We start from the raw sequence: 21896 nt of genomic DNA on the forward strand, positions 1-21896 counted from the left end.
CTAGATGCCGAGGTACGAGTGGAGGCGCGACACCTCGTCCGGGTTGGACAGGGCCGTATTGGGCACCATGTCCACCACCCGGCCGCTTTCCACAACGTAGTGGCGGTCGGCGACTGTCGCGGCGAAGGGAAAATTCTGTTCGACCAGCAGAATGGTGAAGCCCCGCTCCTTCAGCAGGCGTATCACCACACCGATCTGCTCGATGATGACCGGTGCGAGACCTTCCGTGACTTCGTCCAGCAGCAGGAAATCGGCCCCCGTGCGCAGGATGCGCGCCATGGCCAGCATCTGCTGTTCACCGCCCGAGAGCTTGGTTCCGGGGCTGCGGGCCCGCTCTTTCAGATTGGGAAACAGCGTGTGGATTTCCGCGATGCTCATGCCGCCGTCCTTGACGACGGGCGGCAGCAGCAGGTTCTCGGTCGTGTCGAGACTGGCAAAGATGCCGCGCTCCTCGGGCACGTAGCCGATCCCGCGCCGCGCGATGCGGTTGGCGGGCATGCGCGCCAGTTCGTCACCGTCGAAGCGGATGGAGCCGTTGCGCCGGATGAGGCCCATGATGGCGCGCAGCGTCGATGTCTTGCCCGCGCCGTTATGGCCGAGAAGCGTGACGAGTTCTCCGCGCCCCACCTCGATGTTCATGCCGTGCAGCACGTGGCTTTCGCCGTAATAGGCGTTGAGGCCCTCGACCTTGAGCCGGACGGGTTTCGAGACATCAAGCATGGACGCCTCCGATATAGGCCTCGCGCACGGAGGGGTTCGTCGACACGGCGGCGTAGTCTCCCTCCGCCAGCACGCTGCCGCGGGTGAGCACGGTGATGGTGTCCGACAGGTCCGCCACGACGGAGAGATTGTGCTCCACCATCAGCACCGTGCGGTTGGCCGCCACGCGCTTGATGAGCGAGGAAATGCGGTGGATGTCCTCGTGCCCGAGCCCGGCCATCGGCTCGTCCAGCAGGAGCATTTCCGGTTCTAGCGCCAGGGTCGTCGCAAACTCCAGCGCGCGCTTGCGCCCGTAGGAAAGCTCGCCGGCGTTGACGTCGCGGTAGGGCGTCAGCCCGACCCACTCGATCAGCTCGTCCGCCCGCTCGTGCAGGGGATGCAGCGTCCTGCGCGGCTTCCAGAAATGGAACGATATACCCAGCGGCCGCTGCAGCGCGACACGCACGTTTTCCAGCACCGTGAGGTGCGAGAAAACGGACGAGATCTGGAACGATCGCACCATGCCCTGGCCCGCCATGTCGGCGGGCGCGGTCCGCGTGACGTCGACGCCATTGAAATGGATCGAGCCGGACGTGGGTCTCAGGAACTTGGTGAGCAGGTTGAAAACGGTCGTCTTCCCCGCTCCGTTCGGACCGATCAGGGCATGGATCGTATGGCGCTTTACCTTCAGATTGACATCCCGGACGGCGACGAATCCGAGAAATTCCTTGGTGAGGCCCCGGGTCTCGATGATGTTGTCGCCGTCCCCGGTGGGCCCGGATGGGCGCGGCGCATGCTGTTGCATGTGATCCTCCCTGGATTTATTGTTTGCGGGTCATTTCCGCCTTTTGGTTGTCGCTATCCCCCGCGCCGAGGCGCTATGGTGCCGGGAGTGTGACGCCCACGTCTCTTCAAGCCGATCCGCGCCCGCCATATGCGCGGCGACGATCGCCCGGCCCTCCGCCTCGCGTACAAGCCCGCCTCAGAGGCTGAGGGCCTCCGCCTCCATCCCGGTGTGCAGGCTCTGCCCGGCCGCCACGCGGTGGCGCAGCAGCGCCGACGGACGGTAGCGATCCTCGCCATAGGTCGCCTGCAGGTTCTCCAGAATGCGGAGGATGCGGGCCGGCCCCACGTCCTGCCCCCAAGCCAAGGGGCCACGCGGATAGTTCACGCCGAAGGTCATCGCGCGATCGATATCGGCCGGCGTCGCCACCCCCGTCAGCACGGCCTCGCCGGCCTCGTTGGCCAGCATGGCCACGGTGCGCGCCACGATGAGGCCGGGCACGTCGCGCACCGCCGAGACCGCCTTCCCCAGCGCCTGGAACAACCCCGCCGCCTGTGTCAGCGCCTCCGGCCGCGCCTGGCAGGCAGCCGCGACGGCGATCCGCGAGGCGGTGCCGTAGTCCAGCGCGAGGTCGAACAGCACGAGGTCTTCAAGCTCCCCGCCAGCGGCCCGCGCGGTGGCCGTGCGCCCGTCGCTCAGCGCGAGGCTGGCGCCATCCAGCCGGATAACGCCCGCCCCCGCGCGGCGAGAGACGGCGATGCCCGCCCGCTCCATGAGCGCCACCAGTGGCTTGGCCGGGCCGAGGTCGCCCTCCACCGCCGCGGCCCGCGGCGCCGGATACGCCGGCAGCGTCGCCGGCACGGGGCGGACGGCGCCGGGCGCATGATCGTAGAAGCCTCGGCCGGACTTGCGTCCATACCATCCTGCGGCCACCAGCTCCTGCTGCGTCAGGGACGGGCGGTAGCGCGGATCATGGAAATAGGCCTCGAACACGGACCGGGTGACGGCGAAATTCACGTCATGGCCGATGAGATCCATCAGCTCGAACGGCCCCATGCGGAAGCCCCCCGCCTCCCGGACGACGGCGTCGATCGTGGCCGCGTCGGCGGCGCCCTCCTCCAGCAGCCGCAGGCCTTCCGCGTAGAATGGACGCGCGACGCGGTTGACGATGAAACCCGGAGTGGACTTCGCCAGCACGGGCTGCTTGCCCCATTCCCGCGCCGTTTCGCTGAGCGTGTCGAGCACCCGGCGGTCGGAGGCGAGGCCGGCGACCACCTCGACCAGCGCCATCACGGGCGCGGGATTGAAGAAGTGCAGCCCTGCCACACGCTCCGGATGCTTCAGCCCGGCTGCAATGGCGGTGATGGAGAGAGAGGAGGTGTTGGATGCGAGAATGGCATCCGGCGCGACGATCTCCTCCAGCCCGGCGAAAAGCTGGCGCTTCACCTCCAGCCTCTCGACGATGGCCTCCACCACGAGCGCCGCGCCGCCCAGCGCTTCGAGCGCCGGCGCGACCTCCAGGCGGGCGGCGACATCCTCACGCGCGCCCTCGGGCAAGCGGCCCTTCTCCACCTGCCGCGCGACATTGGCGAGGATGCCTTCCCGTGCTTTCCCGGCCGCACCGGGGGCGGCGTCGAACAGCGTCACGGGGTGGCCCGCCTGCGCCGCCACCTGCGCGATGCCGGCGCCCATGGCCCCCGCCCCGACGACGGCGACAGGCGCGGAACGTGGCAGCGCCGTCATGCCGCGCCCCCGCCGATGGAGACCACGGCCTTGCCCTGGACCTTGCCCTGCGCGACGAGTTCCAGCGCCTCGGGCAGTTCCTCGAACGGGAACACGCGCATGATGCGCGGCCTCACTGCCCCGGCGCGCCAGAGATCGAACAGCTCCTGCTGCACCTTCAGCACCAGTTCGGGCGTGCGGTCCCGATAGTCGCTCCACTGGAGGCCGCTCACCGAGATGTTCTTGACAAGCAGATAGTTGACCTTAACTGTCGGGATATCTCCCGCAGCGAAACCGATCACCACGAGGCGCCCGCACCAGGCCGCAGCCCGCAAGGCGGCCGCGAAGAAATCCGCGCCGAGCGGGTCGAGCACCACGTCGGCGCCATGGCCGTCGGTGGCCGCGTGAACCTGCGCCCGCAGGTTGTCGCGCAGATCCGCGACGGACAGATCGATGACCGCATCCGCGCCGGCCTCGCGCACGACCGCCTCTTCCGCGGCCGAGCGCACGCCGGCCAGCACCCGCGCGCCCAGTCCCTTGGCGATCTGCACCGCCGCAAGGCCCACGCCGCCCGCGGCGCCGCCCACCAGCACGGTCTCGCCGCGCTTGTACTGGCCGCGCTCAACCAGCGCGAAATAGGCGGTCTGGTACACGAGGCCCATGGCGGCCGCGGCCTCGAAGGACAGGCCGTCCGGCAACAGGAATGCCTGGGAGGGAGGGACGCTCGCCTGCTCGGCGAAAGCGCCGTGTTCCACCTGCGCCATGATGCGGTCGCCCGACGAGAAGCCCTCGACCCCCGCTCCCACGGCGCGCACGACCCCGGCGAGGTCCTTGCCGGGCGTGAACGGGCGCGGCGGCAGGACCTGGTACTTGCCGGAGACCACCAGCGTATCGGGAAAGTTGATCCCGACCGCCTTCACGTCCACGATCATTTCCCGAGGCGCGGGGACGAGGTCGGGGAGGAGATCGACCTGCATTGAAGAGGGAGCGCCGTGCTCCCAGACGCGGTAACTGCGCATATCGAATCCTTTCAGATGGACAGGAGGGGATCGGTGGTCTCGCCCAGCCCCGGGGCAGCGCCGCGCGTGGGTGCGGCACGGAAAACGGGGGCGATCGGCACCGGCACCGCCGGCAGCTCCCTGCCTCCTGCCATCAGCGTGTGGTCGAACAGGCGGCGGGCGGCCACGTGCGGATCGGCGACCGCCTCTTCCAGCGTCGCCACGATGGAGCAGCATACGTCCCGCCCGGCCATAAGGGCCTGCCATTCGGCCGCCGTCTTGCCCGCGATGCGCTCGGCCACCGCCGCCCGCACCTGGGCGGCCGGCGCGCCAGCGCCGCGCAGGACGTCCGGCAGCCCGATGATGCGGGTAAAGTTCTCCCAGAACTTGTCCTCGATGGGCGCGGCGGCCAGATAGCGGCCATCGGCCGTGCGATAGATCTGGTAGCGGGGCGACCCGCCCGTCACCAGGTCGGCGCTAGGACGCGGCCAGCCCGCGCCGGCGAAGCCCGCCCCCAGCCCCCAGTAGAGGAACGTGAACAGGTTGTCGCCCATGGCGATGTCGAGGTAGCTGCCGAACCCGGTGATGTCGCGCTGGCGCAGGGCCAGCAAGATGTTCACGACGCCCGGCAGCGCGCCGCCGGCGATGTCCGCCGCCAGCACCGGCGGCAAAACCGGCGCGCCGTCCGCGCCGGCCGTGAGCCCGAGCATGCCGGTCTCGGCGACGTAGTTCAGATCATGGGCCGCGGTTTGCGCCTTCGGCCCGTTCTGGCCCCAGCCGGTGATGGAGCAGTAAACCAGCTTCGAGTTCAGATGGCGCACGGTGTCGTAGCCGAGGCCGAGCCGCTCCATGACACCGGGGCGGAACTGCTCGATCAGCACGTCCGCGCGGCGGATGAGCGGGACCAGTTCGTCCACCGCACCCGCAGCCTTCAGATCGATGGCGATGGACTGCTTGCCCCGGTTGAGCATCGCGAAATTCACGCTGTCCTCGCCCAGCTTGGGCTCGTAGCTGCGCATTTCGTCGCCCCGTCCAGGGCGCTCGATCTTCACAACGCGCGCACCCGCCTCGGCCAGGACGAGGCTGGCCAGCGGGCCGGGCAGCAGGGTAGAGAAATCGAGAACGAGAAGACCTTCCAGTGGACGCATGATCACCTCCCTTTGAGCTGGCGGGCTTTGGCCACCTGCGCGCGGCGGGCCGGGGCATATGCCGGGTCGCCGAGCGCATCGTGAAGCACCTTCGTCGTGTCGTGATGGGCGGCAAGCCCTGTACGTTCCAGAAGCTCGACGGGGCCCTCCGGATAGCCGAGGCCCAGCTTCAGCGTCAGGTCCATATCGGCGGCCGTGGCCAGCTTCGCGTCGAGCCGGTTGAGGGCGGCGTTGTAGTAGGGCCGCACCAGCCGGTCGACGATGCGGCCCGGAAAATCGCCGCAGACAGCCGTTTTCAGCCCATGCGCCTCGAACAGCGCCCGCGCGGCCTCCACGGCCGTCTGCGCGGTCTGCGGCTGGCGCACGATCTCCACCAGATCGGACGGCTTCGCATCCCCGAGGCGGAAGCGGGCGAAGCCGAGCACGTTGCTGCCTTCCTCGCCCCGGCTCTCGCCGGTATGCACGCCAAGGCACTCGCTACCAAGCTCGATCAGGACCACGCTGTAGCGTGCCGTGTCGGCAAGGCCGGCGAAACTCTCGCCGGCGTCTGCACCGGCGAGGACGAGAATGTCGCCATCGGCCACCGTGGCGTCGAGCAGCGGATGGGACTCGGGAAAGGATCGGCTCTCGCCGTTCAGTATCACGCAATGCGAATGGGGATTGGACATGCGATCAGGCTCCGAAGATGGCGGCGGTCTCGTAGGAGAGGAAGCCGCGCCTCGTCTTGCGGCCGAGGCGGCGGGCGGCGACCATGCGGCGCAGCAGCGGCGGGCAGGCCGCGCGCGGCTCATGGGTCACCCCGTGCAGCGCCTCGCACAGCAGTACCTGCGTATCGAGTCCGATGAGATCAAGCAGCTCCATCGGCCCCATGGCGTAGCCCAGCGCGCCCTTGATGGCCTTGTCGATCTCCGCCGGCTCCGCCACGCCCTCCTCGACGAGCCGGATGGCGTCGTTGTTGAAAGGGACGAGGAAGTAATTGAGGATGAAGCCGGGCGCGTCCTGCGTCTTCACGGGCCGCTGGCCCATCTGCTCGCAGATCTGCCACGCCCGCGCGAAGCTTTCATCCGACGTATTGATCCCGGGCGACATCTCCACCAGCTTCATCAGCTGGGCCGGCAGGCAGAAATGCATGCCGACGAAGCGGTCGTCGCGCCCGGACCGCGCGGCTATCTCGGTGATCGAGAGGGTGGAGGTGTTGGAGGCGAACAGCGCCTGCGGTCCGCATACCTTGTCGAGATCGGAGAAGAGCCTGCCCTTCACCTCCAGTTCCTCGAAGATGGCCTCAATGACCAGGCCGCAAGGGGCCATGGCGGCGATATCGCTCGTGCCGGACACCCGGCCCATGATTTCGTCCACCTGTTCCCGCGTGAGCTTGCCGCGCTGCACCGACTTGGCGAAGAAGGCACTCATCTGCCCGATTGACGCCTCGACGCGCGCGGAATCGACGTCGTAGATAATGATGGGGAAGCCGCCGCGCGCCGCGACGATCGCTATTCCCGTCCCCATGGTGCCGGAGCCGGCGACTCCGATTGTGATCTGTTCGCTCATCTGTCTTTCTCACCGTTCAATGAAGCTGCGGCCAATGAGCTGGCGATGGATCTGGTTCGTGCCTTCCCAGATCTGCGTGATCTTGGCGTCGCGCATCAGCCGCTCGACCCGGTACTCCTTGACGTAGCCATAGCCGCCGTGGAGCTGGACCGCCTCAGTGGCCATCCGCATCGCGAGATCGCTCGCGCGCATTTTCAGGATGGAAGCCTCGATGCCGATATCGTTGACACCGGCATCCACCAGCCGGCCGACATGCGTCAGCCAGGCCTCGCAGAGCACAAGCTCACTGGCGAGGTCGGCGAGCAGGAACTGGATGCCCTGAAACTCGATGATCTTGCGGCCGGATTGCTTGCGGCCGTTGATGTAGGCGGTCGCCTCGTCGAAGGCGGCGCGGGCGATGCCGAGGGCGTGCGCGCCAATGGACGGGCGCGACTTGTTGAGCGAGGCGAGCAGCAGCTTCAGCCCCTCACCCGGCCCCCGCAGCAGATTGGCGCCGGGCACGCGGCAGCCGTCGAAGGCGAGAGACGCCGTCGACGAGGCGCGGTGCCCCATCTTGTCTTCCAGCCGCTCCACGCTCAGGCCCGGCGTACCCTTCTCCAGCACGAGGCAGGAGATGGCCGCTTTCGGGTCCTCGGTCTGCGACCACTTGCCGAAGACGACATAGAAATCGGCCACGTCGCCATTGGTGATGAAGGTCTTGAAGCCGTCCACGACGATGTCGTCGCCGTCGGGCGTGAACTTGGTGCGCATGCCGGTCGCATCCGAGCCGGCATCCGGCTCGGTGATCACCAGCGACGCGAGCGCGCCCTCGGCGACGGCTGGCAGAAAGCGCTGCTTCTGTTCCTCGGAGCCGAAGTCGATGACAGGCTTCATGGCGTGGAAATTCGTCGCCCAGATGATGCCCGTGGACGCGCAGGCGGCCGTGATTTCCTTCACGCAGGCCAGATAGGCGAGATAGCTCAGGCCCGCGCCGCCATAGGCCTGCGGAACGAACATGGCGTTCAGGCCAAGCGCGTTGATGCTCCTGACGTTTTCCCAGGGGAACTCCCCGGTCTCATCGTGATGCGCGGCGCGCGGGGCGATCTCCTCGCGGGCGAGCTGACGCACGCTTTCCAGAAGGATGGCCTCGTCTTCGGACAGGCCGAGCTGGCCGTCGAGGCGTGTCATGACAGTCATGGGATGTCCTCAGTGCGCCATACCCTGACCGCCATCGAGATAGATGGTCTCGCCGGTCAGGAAGGGAATGTCCTCCTCGAAGAGGCTGGCGATCAGCCGCGCCACCTGCCCGGGGCCGGCCGGACCGCCCGTGGGAATGCGGGACGCGAGCAAGGTGCGTACCTTCTCCGAAGCCAGATAGTCCTTGTTGAGATCGGTCTCGATATAGCCCGGCGCCACCGTGAGCACGCGGATGCCCATGGCCGCCCACTCCACGGCCAGGCAGCGCCCGAGCGCGGCGACCGCCGCCTTGGAGGCGCAATAGGCTGCGTTGTGACGCACGCCCAGCTTGTCGAACAAGGAACCCATGTTGACGACGAGCCCGCCGCCCGCCGCGACGAGGTGGGGGTAAGCCTGCTGGCACACGCTGAACGTGGCCGTGGTGTTGGTGGTCATAACCTCCCCGAACTCCGCCAGGGGCTGGCTGTCGGACGGACGGGCGATGTGCACGCCGGCGTTATTGACGACGCCGTCGACGGATCCGGCGGCCGCAGCGAAGGCCGCCAACGCCGCTGCCACCGATTCCGCGTCCAGCACGTCGCCCTTCAGGGGCACCAGCCGCGCCTTCAGCGCTTCGGGCACGTCCGCGTGCTCCAGGCCGCTGCCCCGGCGCGAGAAGCAGCCGACGGTATGGCCGCGCCGCGCCAGCTCGATCGCCACCACGGCCCCGATGCCGCGGCTCGCGCCGGTGAGGAAGATGTTTCGGCTCGTCATTTCACTTGTCCCGGAATTGCGGCTTGCGCTTCTCGATGAAGGCGGTGAGACCCTCGGCGGCGTCTTCGGTGCGGTAGGCAAGCGTGGAAAGATCCGCCTCGATGCGCAGCCCCTCGTCGAGCGGCACGTCGAGCGCGCGCCGCACCGCGGCCCGCGCAAGGGCGAGCGCGGGCAGGCCGTAACCCGTGAACTCGGCGGCGAACGCCTTGGCGGCTTCGACCACGTCGCCGTCGGCCAGCCGGGTGACGAGCCCTATCGCGAGCGCCTCCTCGGCGTCGATGGTGCGGCCGGTGAGGACGATCTCTGCGGCTCGCGCCTCACCGACGAGGCGCGGCAGGCGCTGCGTGCCGCCATAGCCGGGAATGAGGCCGAGCTTGATCTCCGGCAGGCCAACCCGCGCCTTGGACGATGCGACGCGGAAGGTGCAGGCCATCGCCAGTTCCAGCCCGCCGCCGAAGGCATAGCCATTGATGGCGGCGATGGAGGGGACCTTGAAACTGTCGAGTTTCGCGAACACGCGCTGGCCGAGTTCCGACCCCGCGCGCTCGTCCATGAGGGAGCGGCCGACGAGTTCCTTGATGTCCGCGCCGGCACAGAAGGCTTTTTCCCCGGTGCCGGTCAGGATGAGGGCGCGGATGTCCCACCCCGCCGCCTCGTCGATGGCCGCGCCGATGTCGCGGATGACGGCGAAGGAAAGCGCGTTCAGCGCCTCGGGCCTGTCGAGTGTAAGGAGGGCGAGAGCGCCCTCGCGCAAGAGTTTCACCATGTCAGCTTCCCTTTGTCGTGAGGGGATCGGTGGCCGCGACGGGCTTGGTGGCGGGTTTGAAGCGGACAGGCGTCGGCTCGATCTGACGGGCGCGCACCTGTTCCACCATCTCGCGCTTCAGGACCTTGCCGCTGGCGGTCAGGGGGAAGGCATCGAGCACGAGGAAGTATTCGGGCATGTCGTATTTCGACAGGCCGGTCTCGAAGAGATGGGCCAGCATCTCCTCGGCGGTGACGTCCGCTCCCTCGCAGGGGATGACGGCCAGGCACACTTTTTCCCCCAGCCGGTCGTCGCGCACCGGAAAGGCCGCCACCTTGAAGACAGACGGATGGCGGATGGCGAGATCCTCGATCCGGGAGGGGTGGATGTTATGGCCGCCGCGGATGATGAGATCCTTGGAGCGGCCGACGATTTCCAGGTTGCCGTTCGGATCGAGCCTTCCCAGATCGCCGGACATGAACCACCCGTGCGCGTTGAAGGAGCGCTCGGTGATGGCCTGATTGCCGAAATAGCCGAGCATCAGGCAGGCGCCCCGCCCGCCGATCTCGCCCACCTCGCCCGGCTCCGCCTCGATGTCCGGCGCGTCGGGCCGCCAGATCCTCACTTCGTAGGCCGCGCAGGCCTTGCCGCAGGTGCGGACCATGGTCTCGACGTCGTCGTCGGGCATCGTGTACTGGTGGGAGCCGTTCTCGGTCATGCCGTAAATGTTCTGCGGCGTGATGCGATAGGCGAGGAAACGGCGCGCCACTTGCATCGGAATGGCGGCCCCGGCCATGTAGAAGGTCTTGACGGCGCCCAGGGAGGCGAGTCCGCGCCGTTCCATCTCGCCCAGTATGTCGATCGCATGCGTGGGGACGCCCATCACGTAGGTCGCGCCGGTCTCGACGATGCGGTCGACCGGGCTCACGCCCTTTGCGGCGTCGTTCAGCACCAGTTCGCAACCGGCGACGAGCGTCTGCTCAAGGGCCACGGTGCCGATGTGATGGCTGAGCGGACTGAGTGAATAGATCACCGTATCCGGCCCCAGATGCCAGTCCGCCACCATGGCGCGTCCATTGGCCAGCAGCGTGTTGTCGGAGTGCATAACCCCCTTCGGGGCGCCCGTGGTGCCCGAGGTGAAGGCGAGGTATGTGATCTTGTCCGGATTGGCGACGGGCGGCGGCAATGCCGCCGGCGCATCGGCGGGCGGGAACGCCGCCACCCTGCCGGACAGCCCCGGCCGCGCCTCCACCGTATAGACGCGGCGCATGGCCGGCAGGTGGAGCGCCGCGATGAAGATGTCATGCCGGTCGGCATCCGCCCCGTAACCCGGCTGGGCGACGAGGGCAGCAGCCGCGCAGCGCTCCATCAGCGTGACGATTTCGCCCACCGTGTGGTTCTGGTGCAGCGAAGGCACGCAGACGAACCCGGCACGCGAACAGGCCAGGAAGGCCACCGTGGCCTCCACGCGATTGGGCAGCCACACGCCGACCCGATCCCCGGCGCGCAGCCCGGTGGCCAGCAGGTCGGCCGCCGTCGCGTCGGCCCAGCGCAACAGCTCCGCCCAGGTCAGGCGGCGCGTGGCGTCGCGCAAGGCGTAGCGATCGGGACGCGAGGCGGCATGAGCGGCCGCGAGGCCGTAGAGAGTGTCATCGCGCCACTGCCGCGCCTCGTAATAGGTACGCGCCGTAGCCGGATCGTGAAGGGTTAGCAGAGTTGACTGCATCGGACATCGGCTCTCGCTTCGTGCCACGCTCACTTGCCGAACTTGGCCGGGTCCGGCTTGCGGCGCTGCGCGAAAGCTTCCGAAAGCTCGTGCGACTCATCGGAGTCGAGATAGCCGCGCAGCAGCAGATCGTGCGCCAGGCGGGCCAGCCCGCCGACGCCGGAGTGCCGCGCGGAAAACGCCGCCTTGAGCGATGCAAGGGCGAAGGGGCCGCGCTCGGCGATGGTCAGGGCCATTTCCCGCGTCGCGGCAGCGAGCTGGTCGTCCGGCACGACCTTGTTGACGAGTCCGTATTCGAGGGCCTGCCGTGCGGTCAGCTTCTCGTTGAGGTACCAGATCTCCTTGGCGCGCCGCTTGCCGACGATGTCCTCCAGGAACCAGGTGCCGTAACCGGCGTCGAACGAGCCCACCATCGGCCCCACCTGGCGGAAAACGGCGCTTTCCTTGGCGATGGAGAGGTCGCAGACCATCTGCAGCACGTTGCCGCCGCCCACCGCGAAACCGTTGACGCTGGCGATGACGGGCTTCTGGAGACGCTCGATCGCGTCGTACATTTCGAGCGTGGGAAGCACGCCGGCATAGAGGTTGGTCGGCTCCAGGCCGTCCTTGCGGCCCCCGGTACAAAAGAAGCGGTCGCCCGCACCGGTGATGACCAGAACCCGGGTGCGCGTTTCGGTGCGCACGGCCTCGATGCAGTCGCGCAGCTCGCGGCACATGACGGCGTTGAACATGTTGCCGTCGTCGGGCCTGTTCAGCGTGAGCGTGCCGACGGGGCCGTCTTCGCTGTAGAGAATGGTTTCGTATGCCATGGGGTTTCCTCCTGAATAATCGGGGCTGTCAGCCGCTCAGATCACGCCGAGCGTGCGCAGCCTCTGTATTTTTTCACAGTCGTAGCCGAGCAGACCGCGCAGCAGTTCCTCGCTGTGCTCGCCGAGGCGGGGTGGCGCGGCGACGTAGCCCGCCGCCTCGCCATCGACATGAATACCCAGTGAAACCTGCGGTATCTGGCGGTCATTCTGATCGATTCGGAAGAAGGTATCACGCTCAAGCAGGTGTCGGTCTTCCACCACCTCGTCGACGCGGTAGATCGGCCCGGCAGGCACCCTCGCCTTCGAGAATCGTTCCAGCCATTCCGCACGCGGGCGCCGGCGCAGGATCGTCTGGATCCGGTCGACGATCTGTCCACGGTTGGCGCGGCGGGCCGCATTGGTCGCCACTTCCTCTCCCTCCGCCCCGGCGGGATCCTCCACCGCGTCCCAGAAACGCTTCCAGATCCCGTCGTTCCCCAGGCCGAGCGTCAGAGGCAGGTCGGCGGTGTCGAAGGTCTGGTAAATGGCGATGACGCTGTCGGTGCCGCCGCTCCTGCGCGGTACCTCGCCCGAGCCGAGAAAGGGCACGATGCGCGGCGCCATGAAGCGGACCATGCTTTCCGCCAGCGCGATGTCGATAGTGCAGCCCTCACCCGTAACGGCGCGGCGGTTCAGAGCGGCCAGCGTCGCGAGCGCGGCATCGGTGCCGGCCAGCATGTCGGCGGCAGGCGCGCCCACCTTCTGCGGCGCGGCCCCGCTCGGCCCGGTCAGGTCCATCACGCTGGAAAATCCCTCGGCGATAAGGTCGTAGCACGGGCGCGCGGCATAGGGCCCGTTCAGGCCGAAGCCGGTGATGGACACATGCAGCAGGTCGGGCCGGGCCGACCTCAGCCTGCCGGCATCGATGCCGAACTTGCGCTGGGCCGTGGGTAGCAGATTGGTCACCAGCACGTCGGCGCTGTCGATCAGGCCGGCGAGCACCTCGCGCCCCTCCGGGACTGAGAAGTCGAGCCGGACACTCTTCTTGTTGCGGTTGACCGAGAGAAACCAGAGGGATTCACCGTCCAGGAACGGAGGCCCCCAATGCCGGGCATCGTCGCCCCCCGGACGCTCGACCTTCACCACCTCCGCGCCGAAATCCGACAGGAGCATGGTGGCATATGGCCCGGCAATGGAGGTGGTCAGATCCAGCACGCGCACGCCGTCAAGCATTCGGAACTTCTCCGATCTGCGGCCCGGCGGCAGCTTCGAGACTGGGAGTTTGAAGTGAGGCGGATTTGTTGCGGTCATTGCTAGTCATCCTTGTGCCAACGATGACTAGCAAGCCCCGTGCCACCCACACGAACCGCATATATTTCATACGGTTGCAGGCTATTTTCTCCTTGCCACCGCGTTTCCGTTGTTGTTTGCTGTTTTCAGCATGGACACTTGCAAGAATCATATGTCCTCAAAGAACACACGGAAACGCCCCATGCCCACCCTCCTGAATATTGTCGTCCTGGACGACACCGGCGCCATATCCTTTGCTTCCGAGCCCGCGCGCACGTCCGGGCTGGCGGATGCGATCGTGGATCACATGAAGGGAGCGGGAGCGGGCAAACGCATTTCCGCCACGACGTACAAGGACGAGCCGCACGTCGTGCTGGCCACGCCTACGGCCGACGACATGACGGCGGTGGTTGTCCATCGTGAGGACAAATCGTCCACGCTCGTGGACTTCATCCTCAGCGTGGACATCGCGTTCGACATCCTGAACCACTTCCTCACCAACCCCTTCGAGGGGATCACGGTGGTCGACCAAGATTCCGTGCTCCGCTACCTCAGTCCGGTCCACGAACGCTTCTTCGGCCATGCGCGCGGCGACGCCGTCGGCCGTCCCGTGCAGGACGTGATCGAGAACACCCGCCTGCACATCGTCGCAAAGACCGGGACGCCGGAAATCGGGCAGGTGCAGGAGATGCGAAACGTGGCCCGTGTCGTCAATCGCGTGCCGATCCTGCGCGATGGCCAGCTCGTGGGCGCGATCGGGCGCGTCATGTTCAAGGCCCCTGAGGAGGTGCACGAACTCTCGCGCCAGATTTCATCGCTGCGTGCCGAGGTGGATTACTACAAGAAAGAGCTCGCGGGACTGCGCCATCGCGCCTTCGGCCTTGAGGAAATCGTCGGCGAGAGCGATGCCATCCGCCAGCTCAAGGAGGAGATCCGCAAGGTCGCGCCCCTCGACGTGCCCGTATTCATTTCCGGCGAGAGCGGCTCCGGCAAGGAACTCGTGGCGCATGCCATTCACAATCTCAGCCGGCGGGTCGAGCGGCCCATGGTGGTGCTGAATTGCGGCGCCCTGCCGTCGACGCTTGTCGAGAGCGAGCTGTTCGGCTACGAAGCCGGCGCCTTCACGGGCGCACGCCGCGAGGGCCGCAGCGGCAAGTTCGAGATGGCGGATCGCTCCAGCCTGTTCCTCGACGAGATTGGGGACATGCCGATGGAAACGCAGATCAAGCTGCTGCGCGTGGTCGAGAACGGGGTATTCGAGCGGGTCGGCTCCAACCGCGCCCGCACCACGAATTTCCGCCTCATCAGCGCCACCAACCGCGACCTGCGCCGCATGATCTCGGAAGAGGCTTTCAGGGCGGATCTCTATTTCCGCATCAACGGCGTAACGCTTTACGTTCCGCCGTTGCGCGAGCGGTCGGGCGACATTCCGCTGCTGGTGCGCCACTTCGTGCAGAGAGTGAGCCAGCGCATCGGCTCGCCCGTACGGCGCATCCATCCGCTCGCCCTGCAGATGCTGCAAGGCCTTTCCTGGCCCGGCAACGTCCGCCAGCTGCATCACGAGGTGCAGCGCGCCATGATCTTCGCGGACGGGAGCGAGCTGACCCTGGCGAACTTCCGCAGCCTGGAAGACGAGGCGGAGCATCATCAAGCCCCGCCCCCCGTCAACAGTTCCGCCACCATCCGCGAAACGGTGGGCAACGTGGAGCACGCGCTGATTCGGGAGGCGCTGGAACGCCACAGCGGAAACAAGAAACGCGCCGCCGAGGAGCTGGGCATATCGCGCTCCTATCTCTACAAGAAGCTGGCAGAGATTTCCCAACGTCCATAGAGCGCTTTCCGATCTGAAAAGTTCATTCAAAATCAAAAAGTCATATCGTGTCATCGCTCCACAGAAACGATGACACGATCCGGCGCCGGGAGACCGGGCGGACTCAGCTCTTCCGGACGAGCCGGCAGGTGGAAAGGGACAGCGGCCGGAAGGCCCTACCGCCCGGGATGGTCCGCAGAACCTTCATGAGATCCCATTCTCCGGTCGACTCTTCCGGCGTCTTCGCCCGGACCAGATACATGTCGTGCACCATGCGCCCGTCCGCGCGGATGACCGCCATTCGTCGCTTACCTCACCTTTAGCAATACCTTTAGCAATACGCATGCCACGTCCGGGGAGGGAGCCGGACCGGCGGGCCTTCCATCGCTCTTCCGAACCTGAACGGCGGCCCGCCTCAGCTGCCGATGGCGTCCGCGGCTTCCATCACCAGCCCGGAAAAATTCGCCACAAACTCCTCCTTCGACCATTCGAGCAGCGACCCGGCGATGTGAATGGCGGCCAGCGGGCGGCCGTCGTGCGCCGTGATCGCCACGCCTATGGCGACCTCTTCGTTCATGATCTGGTTCGTGAGGCAGGCGAAGCCCTTCCTCCGCGTTTCCTCGACGGCCTGCATAACCTCCTCCACCTCGCGCATCGTGAAGGCTGTGAAGGGGGTGCGGTCGCTGCGTGCAACGATGTCGCGCGCCTGCTCGTCGTCGAGCCGCGCCAGGATCGCCACGCCCCCCGAGGAGCAGTAGACGGGCACGCTGTGCCCCGGAAGCGTGGCGTGGAACGCCTCCCGCTTGCTCGGCATGCGCATGGCGTAGAGCACCCTTGTGTCGTCGAACAGCGACAAGTCCACGCGCTCGCTCACCCGGCGGCGCAACTCCAGCAGGATGGGGCTCGCGCGCTTCACCAGCGGGTTGAGGCGCATGAAATCGAGCGTCAGGTCGAGCACGCGCAGCCCGAGCATGTAGCCCCTGTCGTCGTCGTCGCGGGCGATGTAACCGAGTTTCCGCAGAGTATGGACGATGCGCTGGGCGGCGCTGCGGTCGATGCGCGCGGCAGTGGCGATCTCGCTCAACGTCAGCGGGCGGTGGGCGTCGTTGAACGCATTCAGAACCTGCATCACCCGCGCAACCGAGCGCAGGAACAGCGGATCACCCTCGGCGTCGCTCTCCAAATTGATGGCCCTTTGTGCGTTCGCACGGTGCACGCTCCGAAATGTCATCTGCGCACCAAAAGCGATTGACAAGACATTCAAGACCCTCCTAGTATTACCAATATGACTATATCGTTGAGCGATACAGGATATCCACAGTCCGATCAGGACGCAAGAAAAAGTGGAATCCATCCAGAGCGGGATGCGGGTCATGACAAGACGCATAGGTGTCGCCGGTTTTCTTCATGAGACGAACACGTTCGCCCCGTCTCCGGCGCGTATGGGCGATTTCATTCAGGGCGGAGGCTACATGCCGTTCGCCCGCGGCGCGGACGTGATCGTGCGTTCGCGCGGCATCAACCTCGGCATCGCGGGCGCCATCGCCTACGCGCAGGAGCAGGGATGGGAGGTCGTGCCGGTGCTGTGGGCGGGGGCGATCCCCTCCGCCCCCGTCGAGGCCGCTGCCTACGAGGCGATCGCCGGCGAGATCGTCGCCGGCATCCGTGACGCCGGCCCGCTGGACGGCGTTTTCCTCGACCTGCACGGCGCCATGGTCGCGGAGCACGAGGACGACGGGGAAGGCGTGCTCCTTTCGCGCGTGCGGGAAGCGATAGGCCCGCGGGTGCCCGTCGCGGTTGCGCTCGACCTGCACGGCAACATCACCGCGCGCATGTTCGAGGCGGCGGACGCCATGGTCGGCTTTCGCACCTATCCGCATATCGACATGGCCGACACCGGCCGGCGCGCGGCGGCAGTCCTCGGCGAGCTGATGGAACGGCCGCAGCCGTGGTTCAAGGCCATTCGCCGCCTCGATTACCTCATCCCGATCGCGTGGCAATGCACGAGCGAGGAGCCCGCAAAAGGGCTCTACGCCCGCACCGTGGCGCAGGAAAGGGACGGGCAGGTGACGTCCAGTTCGCTCTTCACCGGGTTCCCGGCAGCCGATTTTCCCGAATGCGGCCCGGTGGTCGTGACCTACGGCCGCTCCGAGACAGCGGTCGAGGCAGCCGCCGACGCGCTGCACGACGCAGTCCTCGCCGCGGAGCCGGCATTCGCCGGCACGTCCTACGAACCAGACGCGGGGGTACGCGCGGCGATGGAGATCGCCCGCACGGCCACGCGGCCCGTCATCATCGCCGATACACAGGACAATCCCGGCGCCGGCGGCGACTCCGACACCACCGGCATGTTGCGGGCACTGGTGGCGTGTGGCGCGCGGGCGGCGGCGCTCGGGTGCCTCTTCGATCCGGAGGCGGCGAAGGCAGCGCATGCCGCCGGAGAAGGAGCACAGGTCACGCTTGCGCTCGGCGGCCGCTCCGGCGTGCCGGGCGACGCGCCGTTCGTCGGCACCTTCACGGTCGAGCGCCTTTCGGACGGGAACGTCGTCGCGCCGGGCCCCTACTACGGTGGGGCGCATATGCGAATGGGCCCCTCAGCCGCGCTGCGCATCGACGACATCCGCGTCGTCGTCGTCTCGCACAAGGCGCAGATGGCCGACCGGGCGCTCTACCGCATGGTCGGCATCGAGCCCGAGCGGCAGGCGATCCTCGTCAACAAGAGTTCGGTGCATTTCCGCGCGGACTTCGATCCCATCGCGGAAACCATCCTGGTATGCACCGCGCCCGGCCCCATGCCGCTCAGCCCCGCCGTGCTCGCCTGGAAGCGGCTCCGGCCCGGCATCCGGCTGGAACCTCTCGGCCGGCCGTTTTCGCCGGCGGCATAACCTCGGCAGGCGTCGGCGTTTCCGGGAGGTAACGGCCTCCTGAAACTGTCTTCAGCCTCCGCAGCAACGTCAATATAAAACATGACAAACGAAAATCATGTTCTCCAGAGGGATAAAAAACCATGTCTATTATCGGTCAGGAAAGAATTGTATCAGCAACGCATTGTATTGACGACGAAGTACATGCCAGGCGTCCGGCGAGGCGCGGTCTCCGGCCGCGCGCGCTGCTGAGCAGCCTCGCGCTCCCGGTGCTGATGCTGGTCGCAGGGTTTTCGGCGGCGCCCGCCTCCGCCCGGACAGTGACCGCCGTGATGCACTCAGACCTGCGCGTCCTCGATCCGGTCATCACCACCGCGCATATCACCCGTGACCACGCCTACATGATCTACGACGTGCTGATCGCGGTCGACGAGAATTTCAAGCCGCAGCCGCAGATGGCGGACTGGCAGGTATCCGGCGACGGCAAGGTCTACACCTTCACGCTGCGCGACGGCCTGAAATTCCATGACGGCGCCCCCGTGACGGCGGCGGACGCGGTCGCCTCCCTCCAGCGCTGGGCCAAGCGCGATGCGGGCGGCCAGCTCATCATGGACATTACGGCGTCGCTCGAAGCCAAGGACGACAAGACGCTGGTGTGGACGCTCGACAAGCCTTTCCCGCCGCTGCTCGACACCATCGCCAAACAGTCGGCGCTGCCGCCCTTCATCATGCCGGCGCGCATCGCGGAGACCCCGGCGGACACCGCCATCAAGGAGCATATCGGCTCCGGCCCCTTCAAGTTCGTGCCGGAGGAGTTCCAGCCGGGCGTCGGCGTCTCCTACGTCAAGAACACGGACTACGTGCCGCGCAGCGAACCGGCGAGTTGGCTCGCGGGCGGCAAGGTCGTGAATGTCGACAAGGTGCGGTGGCTCACCATGACCGACGGCCAGACCGCCGTCAACGCGCTCGCCAGCGGCGAGATCGACTACATAGAGCAGGTTCCGGTCGATCTCGCACCGCTCCTCGACGGCGATGACAAGGTGGTGCTCGAACTGCGCGACCCGCTCGGATACCAGACGATGGGCCGGCTCAACTTCAAGCACCCGCCGTTCGACAACCAGAAGATCCGCCAGGCCGCCCTGCTCGCGCTCTCTCAGGAGCCGGTGCTGGCGACGATGATGGGCGATCCGAAGTTCTACAAGCCCTGCGGCGCGATCTTCGGCTGCGGCACGCCGCTCGCGTCCGAGGCCGGGGCCGAGACGCTCATCGCCAAGGGCGACCCCGAGCGCGCGAAGGCGCTGCTCAAGGAGGCGGGCTACGACAATACGCCCGTCGTGCTGATGCAGCCGACCGACGTCTCCAGCCTCACGGCCCAGCCCGTGGTCGCGGCCCAGCTGCTGCGCGCCGCCGGCTTCAATGTCGACATGCAGCCGATGGACTGGCAGACGCTGGTCGGCCGGCGCGCTTCCCAGGCGGCGCCAAAGGACGGCGGCTGGAACGTCTTCTTCACCAATTGGCAGATCCCGGAAATCGCCGGCCCGTTGAACAACGTGATGCTGAACGGGCGCGGCGACACGGCCTGGTTCGGCTGGCCGCAGGATGCCGAGATCGAGAAGCTGAAGCAGGAGTTCATCGCGGCGGCGACGCCGGAGGACCAGGCGAAGGTTGCTGCGCGGATCCAGGCCCACGCCATGGAGAATGTCCTCTACATCCCCCTCGGCGAGTACAACCCGCCCCAGGCGCGGCGCGCCAGCGTGACGGACATGATCCGCGCGCCGATCCCGGTGTTCTGGAACCTCAACAAGGCGGAATGAACCGCCCCCGTCCAGCACGGGCGGCGTCGCGCTCGGCGCGGCGCCAATAACAACCGGCCCCCTCCCTGACAACCCGGACAGCGGCAAGCCGCCACGTCCGGGAACGGGACGGTTATGGCCGGAAGGAGGAAAAGGCCGGCGGGAACGCCGGACGTGTCCCGGGCGGGTCTCCCCCTTCAACAACCATTCGGCGAGCGAGGATCGACATGCTGGCCTACATTCTCAAACGGATCGCTGCCGTCATTCCCGTCATGTTGCTGGTCGCGGTGTTCGTGTTCCTGCTGCTGCGTCTCACCCCCGGTGACCCGGCTGCGATCATCGCGGGCGATGCCGCGACCCCCGCCCAACTGGAGCGCATCCGCGAGGCCATGGGGCTCAACCAGCCGATCCATATCCAGTTCATCACCTGGATGGGCGCGCTGTTGCAGGGGGACCTCGGCGTCTCTCTCATCTCGGGCGTGCCGGTCATCGATATGATGAGCCAGCGCCTTGGGCCGACCATTTCCATCGCGCTGCTCACCATCACCATTTCCGTCGTCCTCGCCATCCCCATGGGCGTGGCGGCGGCGTGGCGGCGGCGCTCCTGGATCGACTACTGCGTCATGAGCTTCTCCGTGCTGGGCTTCTCGATGCCCGTGTTCCTGGTCGGCTATCTCCTGCTGCTGCTGTTCGCGGTGAACCTCGGCTGGCTGCCGGTGCAGGGCTTCACGCCCATCAGCAAGGGGATCGTGCCGTTTCTCGAACGGGCCATCCTGCCGGCGCTGACGCTGGCCTCGATCTACATCGCGCTCATCGCCCGCATGACGCGCGCCAGCATGCTGGAGGTGCTGGGCGAGGACTATGTGCGCACGGCGCGCGCCAAGGGCGCGGGAGAACGGCGCGTGCTGTTCATCCACGCGCTGCGCAACGCCGCCATTCCCATCGTCACGATTGTCGGCACCGGCTTCGCGCTGCTGATTTCCGGCGTCGTCGTCACCGAGAGCATCTTCAACATCCCGGGAATCGGCCGCCTGACGGTGGATGCGGTGCTGGCGCGGGACTACCCCGTCATCCAGGCCATGATCCTGCTGACGAGCGCGATCTACGTCCTGATCAATCTGCTCATCGACATTTCCTACACCATTTTCGATCCGAGGATCCGTTACTGATGGCCCAGACAACCCGCCCCTCCGGGATGCGATCCATCCTGCGCTTCCTGCCGCTGCCGCGTGTGGCGGCCCTCGGGATCGGTCCGACCATCGCCGCCGTCGTGCTGCTCCTCATCATCGTCGTGACGATCCTGTCGCCGTGGCTGGCGCCGCACGACCCCATGGCCATGTCGCCGCTCCAACGGCTGAAGCCCGCGAGTGCCGACTATATCCTCGGCACCGACGCCTACGGCCGCGACCTCCTCTCCCGCGTCATCATCGGCGGCCGCATATCGCTGTTCATCGGCATCGCGGCGGCGGCGGTCAGCGTGGCGCTCGGCGTGCTGATCGGCCTGGTGGCCGGCTTCTTCCGCGGGGCCGACGCCGTCATCATGCGCATGATGGACGCGCTGATGGCCATGCCCTCGATCCTCATCGCCATTGCCCTCGTGGCGCTGAATGGCCCGAGCATCGGCTCCGTCGTCGCGGCGATCACCGTTCCGGAAATACCCCGCGTCGTGCGCCTGGTGCGCGCCGTGATCCTGACGGCACGCGAGGAGCCCTATGTCGAGGCCGCGGCGGCGCTGGGATCGAGCACGTTCAAGATCCTGTTCCAGCACCTGCTGCCGAACACGATGGCGCCGATGATCGTGCAGGGCACGTATATCGTCGCATCCGCCATCCTGACCGAGGCGATCCTCTCGTTCCTCGGCGCGGGCGTCAGCACCGAGATCCCGACCTGGGGCAACATCATGGCGGAAGGGCGCACCTTCTTCCGCATCAAGCCCTCGCTGGTGCTGTGGCCGGGGCTGATGCTGACGCTGTGCATCCTCTCGATCAACCTGCTCGGCGACGCCGTACGCGATACGCTCGATCCCCGTCTCAAAATGCGCGAGGGCTGAGG

General features: G+C 67.0%; 19 protein-coding genes and 1 pseudogene. 5 read left to right on the top strand and 15 right to left on the bottom strand.

Annotation, left to right across the window (positions count from 1 at the left end; translation table 11 throughout):
• The 13 genes from FHS82_RS00895 to FHS82_RS00955 form a co-directional block, all read right to left on the bottom strand.
• Positions 1–720: an ABC transporter ATP-binding protein gene (locus FHS82_RS00895; RefSeq protein WP_166947770.1), complete on the bottom strand. Its 720-nt coding sequence runs from the start codon at positions 718–720 to the stop codon at positions 1–3.
• Entirely contained in the window at positions 713–1504 is a 792-nt protein-coding gene (locus FHS82_RS00900) for an ABC transporter ATP-binding protein (protein ID WP_166947772.1), read from the bottom strand. Before FHS82_RS00900 ends, FHS82_RS00895 begins: the two co-directional genes overlap by 8 nt.
• A 177-nt stretch (positions 1505–1681) precedes the next feature.
• Positions 1682–3226, bottom strand: a complete 1545-nt coding sequence (paaH, locus tag FHS82_RS00905; RefSeq protein WP_166947774.1) for a 3-hydroxyacyl-CoA dehydrogenase PaaH — start codon at positions 3224–3226, stop codon at positions 1682–1684.
• A complete protein-coding gene (locus FHS82_RS00910; protein WP_166947776.1) occupies positions 3223–4224 on the bottom strand; it encodes an NADPH:quinone oxidoreductase family protein in 1002 nt (333 codons plus the stop codon). Before FHS82_RS00910 ends, paaH begins: the two co-directional genes overlap by 4 nt.
• A gap of 11 nt (positions 4225–4235) precedes the next feature.
• Positions 4236–5351, bottom strand: coding sequence for a CaiB/BaiF CoA transferase family protein (locus FHS82_RS00915; protein ID WP_208394021.1), 1116 nt, complete (start codon positions 5349–5351; stop codon positions 4236–4238).
• 2 nt (positions 5352–5353) lie between these two features.
• Positions 5354–6019 carry a 3-hydroxyacyl-CoA dehydrogenase family protein gene (locus FHS82_RS00920; protein ID WP_166947778.1) on the bottom strand — a complete coding sequence of 222 codons (666 nt, stop codon included), beginning with the start codon at positions 6017–6019 and terminating at the stop codon, positions 5354–5356.
• 4 nt (positions 6020–6023) lie between these two features.
• Positions 6024–6899, bottom strand: coding sequence for a 3-hydroxyacyl-CoA dehydrogenase family protein (locus tag FHS82_RS00925; protein ID WP_166947780.1), 876 nt, complete (start codon positions 6897–6899; stop codon positions 6024–6026).
• A gap of 9 nt (positions 6900–6908) precedes the next feature.
• A complete protein-coding gene (locus tag FHS82_RS00930; protein WP_166947782.1) occupies positions 6909–8075 on the bottom strand; it encodes an acyl-CoA dehydrogenase family protein in 1167 nt (388 codons plus the stop codon).
• A gap of 9 nt (positions 8076–8084) precedes the next feature.
• On the bottom strand, positions 8085–8828 hold the full coding sequence (locus tag FHS82_RS00935; RefSeq protein ID WP_166947784.1) for an SDR family NAD(P)-dependent oxidoreductase: 744 nt from the start codon (positions 8826–8828) through the stop codon (positions 8085–8087).
• Position 8829: 1 nt separating this feature from the next.
• Positions 8830–9594 (bottom strand): enoyl-CoA hydratase/isomerase family protein, encoded by a 765-nt coding sequence (locus FHS82_RS00940; RefSeq protein ID WP_166947787.1) that lies wholly within the window; start codon positions 9592–9594, stop codon positions 8830–8832.
• A 1-nt stretch (position 9595) separates the two neighbouring features.
• Positions 9596–11299 (bottom strand): class I adenylate-forming enzyme family protein, encoded by a 1704-nt coding sequence (locus FHS82_RS00945; protein WP_166947789.1) that lies wholly within the window; start codon positions 11297–11299, stop codon positions 9596–9598.
• Between the two features lie 29 nt (positions 11300–11328).
• The gene (locus FHS82_RS00950) at positions 11329–12108 is read right to left on the bottom strand and encodes an enoyl-CoA hydratase-related protein (protein ID WP_166947791.1); all 780 of its coding nucleotides are present in this window, start codon (positions 12106–12108) and stop codon (positions 11329–11331) included.
• 36 nt (positions 12109–12144) lie between these two features.
• Positions 12145–13320: a CaiB/BaiF CoA transferase family protein gene (locus FHS82_RS00955; RefSeq protein WP_166947793.1), complete on the bottom strand. Its 1176-nt coding sequence runs from the start codon at positions 13318–13320 to the stop codon at positions 12145–12147.
• Between the two features lie 259 nt (positions 13321–13579).
• On the opposite strand from FHS82_RS00955, the gene FHS82_RS00960 reads away from it, so the two are divergent.
• On the top strand, positions 13580–15208 hold the full coding sequence (locus tag FHS82_RS00960; protein ID WP_166947795.1) for a sigma-54 interaction domain-containing protein: 1629 nt from the start codon (positions 13580–13582) through the stop codon (positions 15206–15208).
• 103 nt (positions 15209–15311) lie between these two features.
• Here the strand turns inward: FHS82_RS00960 and FHS82_RS00965 are convergent.
• Positions 15312–15479, bottom strand: a pseudogene (locus FHS82_RS00965) (ABC transporter substrate-binding protein); the annotation flags it as partial.
• A 123-nt stretch (positions 15480–15602) separates the two neighbouring features.
• Positions 15603–16370 carry an IclR family transcriptional regulator gene (locus tag FHS82_RS00970; protein ID WP_246224955.1) on the bottom strand — a complete coding sequence of 256 codons (768 nt, stop codon included), beginning with the start codon at positions 16368–16370 and terminating at the stop codon, positions 15603–15605.
• Between the two features lie 190 nt (positions 16371–16560).
• Between FHS82_RS00970 and FHS82_RS00975 the strand changes: the two genes are divergently transcribed.
• The 4 genes from FHS82_RS00975 (at position 16561) to FHS82_RS00990 (ending at position 21894) form a co-directional block, all read left to right on the top strand.
• Complete coding sequence (locus tag FHS82_RS00975) at positions 16561–18072, top strand: M81 family metallopeptidase (protein ID WP_166947797.1); 1512 nt, start codon at positions 16561–16563, stop codon at positions 18070–18072.
• A gap of 254 nt (positions 18073–18326) precedes the next feature.
• Entirely contained in the window at positions 18327–19865 is a 1539-nt protein-coding gene (locus FHS82_RS00980; RefSeq protein ID WP_166948865.1) for an ABC transporter substrate-binding protein, read from the top strand.
• A gap of 206 nt (positions 19866–20071) precedes the next feature.
• On the top strand, positions 20072–21013 hold the full coding sequence (locus FHS82_RS00985) for an ABC transporter permease (RefSeq protein ID WP_166947799.1): 942 nt from the start codon (positions 20072–20074) through the stop codon (positions 21011–21013).
• A complete protein-coding gene (locus FHS82_RS00990; protein ID WP_166947801.1) occupies positions 21013–21894 on the top strand; it encodes an ABC transporter permease in 882 nt (293 codons plus the stop codon). Before FHS82_RS00985 ends, FHS82_RS00990 begins: the two co-directional genes overlap by 1 nt.
• The last annotated feature ends 2 nt before the right edge of the window (positions 21895–21896 follow it).

This window comes from Pseudochelatococcus lubricantis, assembly GCF_011762225.1.
Taxonomy (GTDB): domain Bacteria; phylum Pseudomonadota; class Alphaproteobacteria; order Rhizobiales; family Beijerinckiaceae; genus Pseudochelatococcus; species Pseudochelatococcus lubricantis.

What these genes read in the sequence shown, in the direction of transcription:
- FHS82_RS00895 (WP_166947770.1), bottom strand. Translation starts at nt 720, where the DNA reads ATGCTTGATGTCTCGAAACCCGTCCGGCTCAAGGTCGAGGGCCTCAAC.
- FHS82_RS00900 (WP_166947772.1), bottom strand. Translation starts at nt 1,504, where the DNA reads ATGCAACAGCATGCGCCGCGCCCATCCGGGCCCACCGGGGACGGCGAC.
- paaH (WP_166947774.1), bottom strand. Translation starts at nt 3,226, where the DNA reads ATGACGGCGCTGCCACGTTCCGCGCCTGTCGCCGTCGTCGGGGCGGGG.
- FHS82_RS00910 (WP_166947776.1), bottom strand. Translation starts at nt 4,224, where the DNA reads ATGCGCAGTTACCGCGTCTGGGAGCACGGCGCTCCCTCTTCAATGCAG.
- FHS82_RS00915 (WP_208394021.1), bottom strand. Translation starts at nt 5,351, where the DNA reads ATGCGTCCACTGGAAGGTCTTCTCGTTCTCGATTTCTCTACCCTGCTG.
- FHS82_RS00920 (WP_166947778.1), bottom strand. Translation starts at nt 6,019, where the DNA reads ATGTCCAATCCCCATTCGCATTGCGTGATACTGAACGGCGAGAGCCGA.
- FHS82_RS00925 (WP_166947780.1), bottom strand. Translation starts at nt 6,899, where the DNA reads ATGAGCGAACAGATCACAATCGGAGTCGCCGGCTCCGGCACCATGGGG.
- FHS82_RS00930 (WP_166947782.1), bottom strand. Translation starts at nt 8,075, where the DNA reads ATGACTGTCATGACACGCCTCGACGGCCAGCTCGGCCTGTCCGAAGAC.
- FHS82_RS00935 (WP_166947784.1), bottom strand. Translation starts at nt 8,828, where the DNA reads ATGACGAGCCGAAACATCTTCCTCACCGGCGCGAGCCGCGGCATCGGG.
- FHS82_RS00940 (WP_166947787.1), bottom strand. Translation starts at nt 9,594, where the DNA reads ATGGTGAAACTCTTGCGCGAGGGCGCTCTCGCCCTCCTTACACTCGAC.
- FHS82_RS00945 (WP_166947789.1), bottom strand. Translation starts at nt 11,299, where the DNA reads ATGCAGTCAACTCTGCTAACCCTTCACGATCCGGCTACGGCGCGTACC.
- FHS82_RS00950 (WP_166947791.1), bottom strand. Translation starts at nt 12,108, where the DNA reads ATGGCATACGAAACCATTCTCTACAGCGAAGACGGCCCCGTCGGCACG.
- FHS82_RS00955 (WP_166947793.1), bottom strand. Translation starts at nt 13,320, where the DNA reads ATGCTTGACGGCGTGCGCGTGCTGGATCTGACCACCTCCATTGCCGGG.
- FHS82_RS00960 (WP_166947795.1), top strand. Translation starts at nt 13,580, where the DNA reads ATGCCCACCCTCCTGAATATTGTCGTCCTGGACGACACCGGCGCCATA.
- FHS82_RS00975 (WP_166947797.1), top strand. Translation starts at nt 16,561, where the DNA reads ATGACAAGACGCATAGGTGTCGCCGGTTTTCTTCATGAGACGAACACG.
- FHS82_RS00980 (WP_166948865.1), top strand. Translation starts at nt 18,327, where the DNA reads ATGCTGGTCGCAGGGTTTTCGGCGGCGCCCGCCTCCGCCCGGACAGTG.
- FHS82_RS00985 (WP_166947799.1), top strand. Translation starts at nt 20,072, where the DNA reads ATGCTGGCCTACATTCTCAAACGGATCGCTGCCGTCATTCCCGTCATG.
- FHS82_RS00990 (WP_166947801.1), top strand. Translation starts at nt 21,013, where the DNA reads ATGGCCCAGACAACCCGCCCCTCCGGGATGCGATCCATCCTGCGCTTC.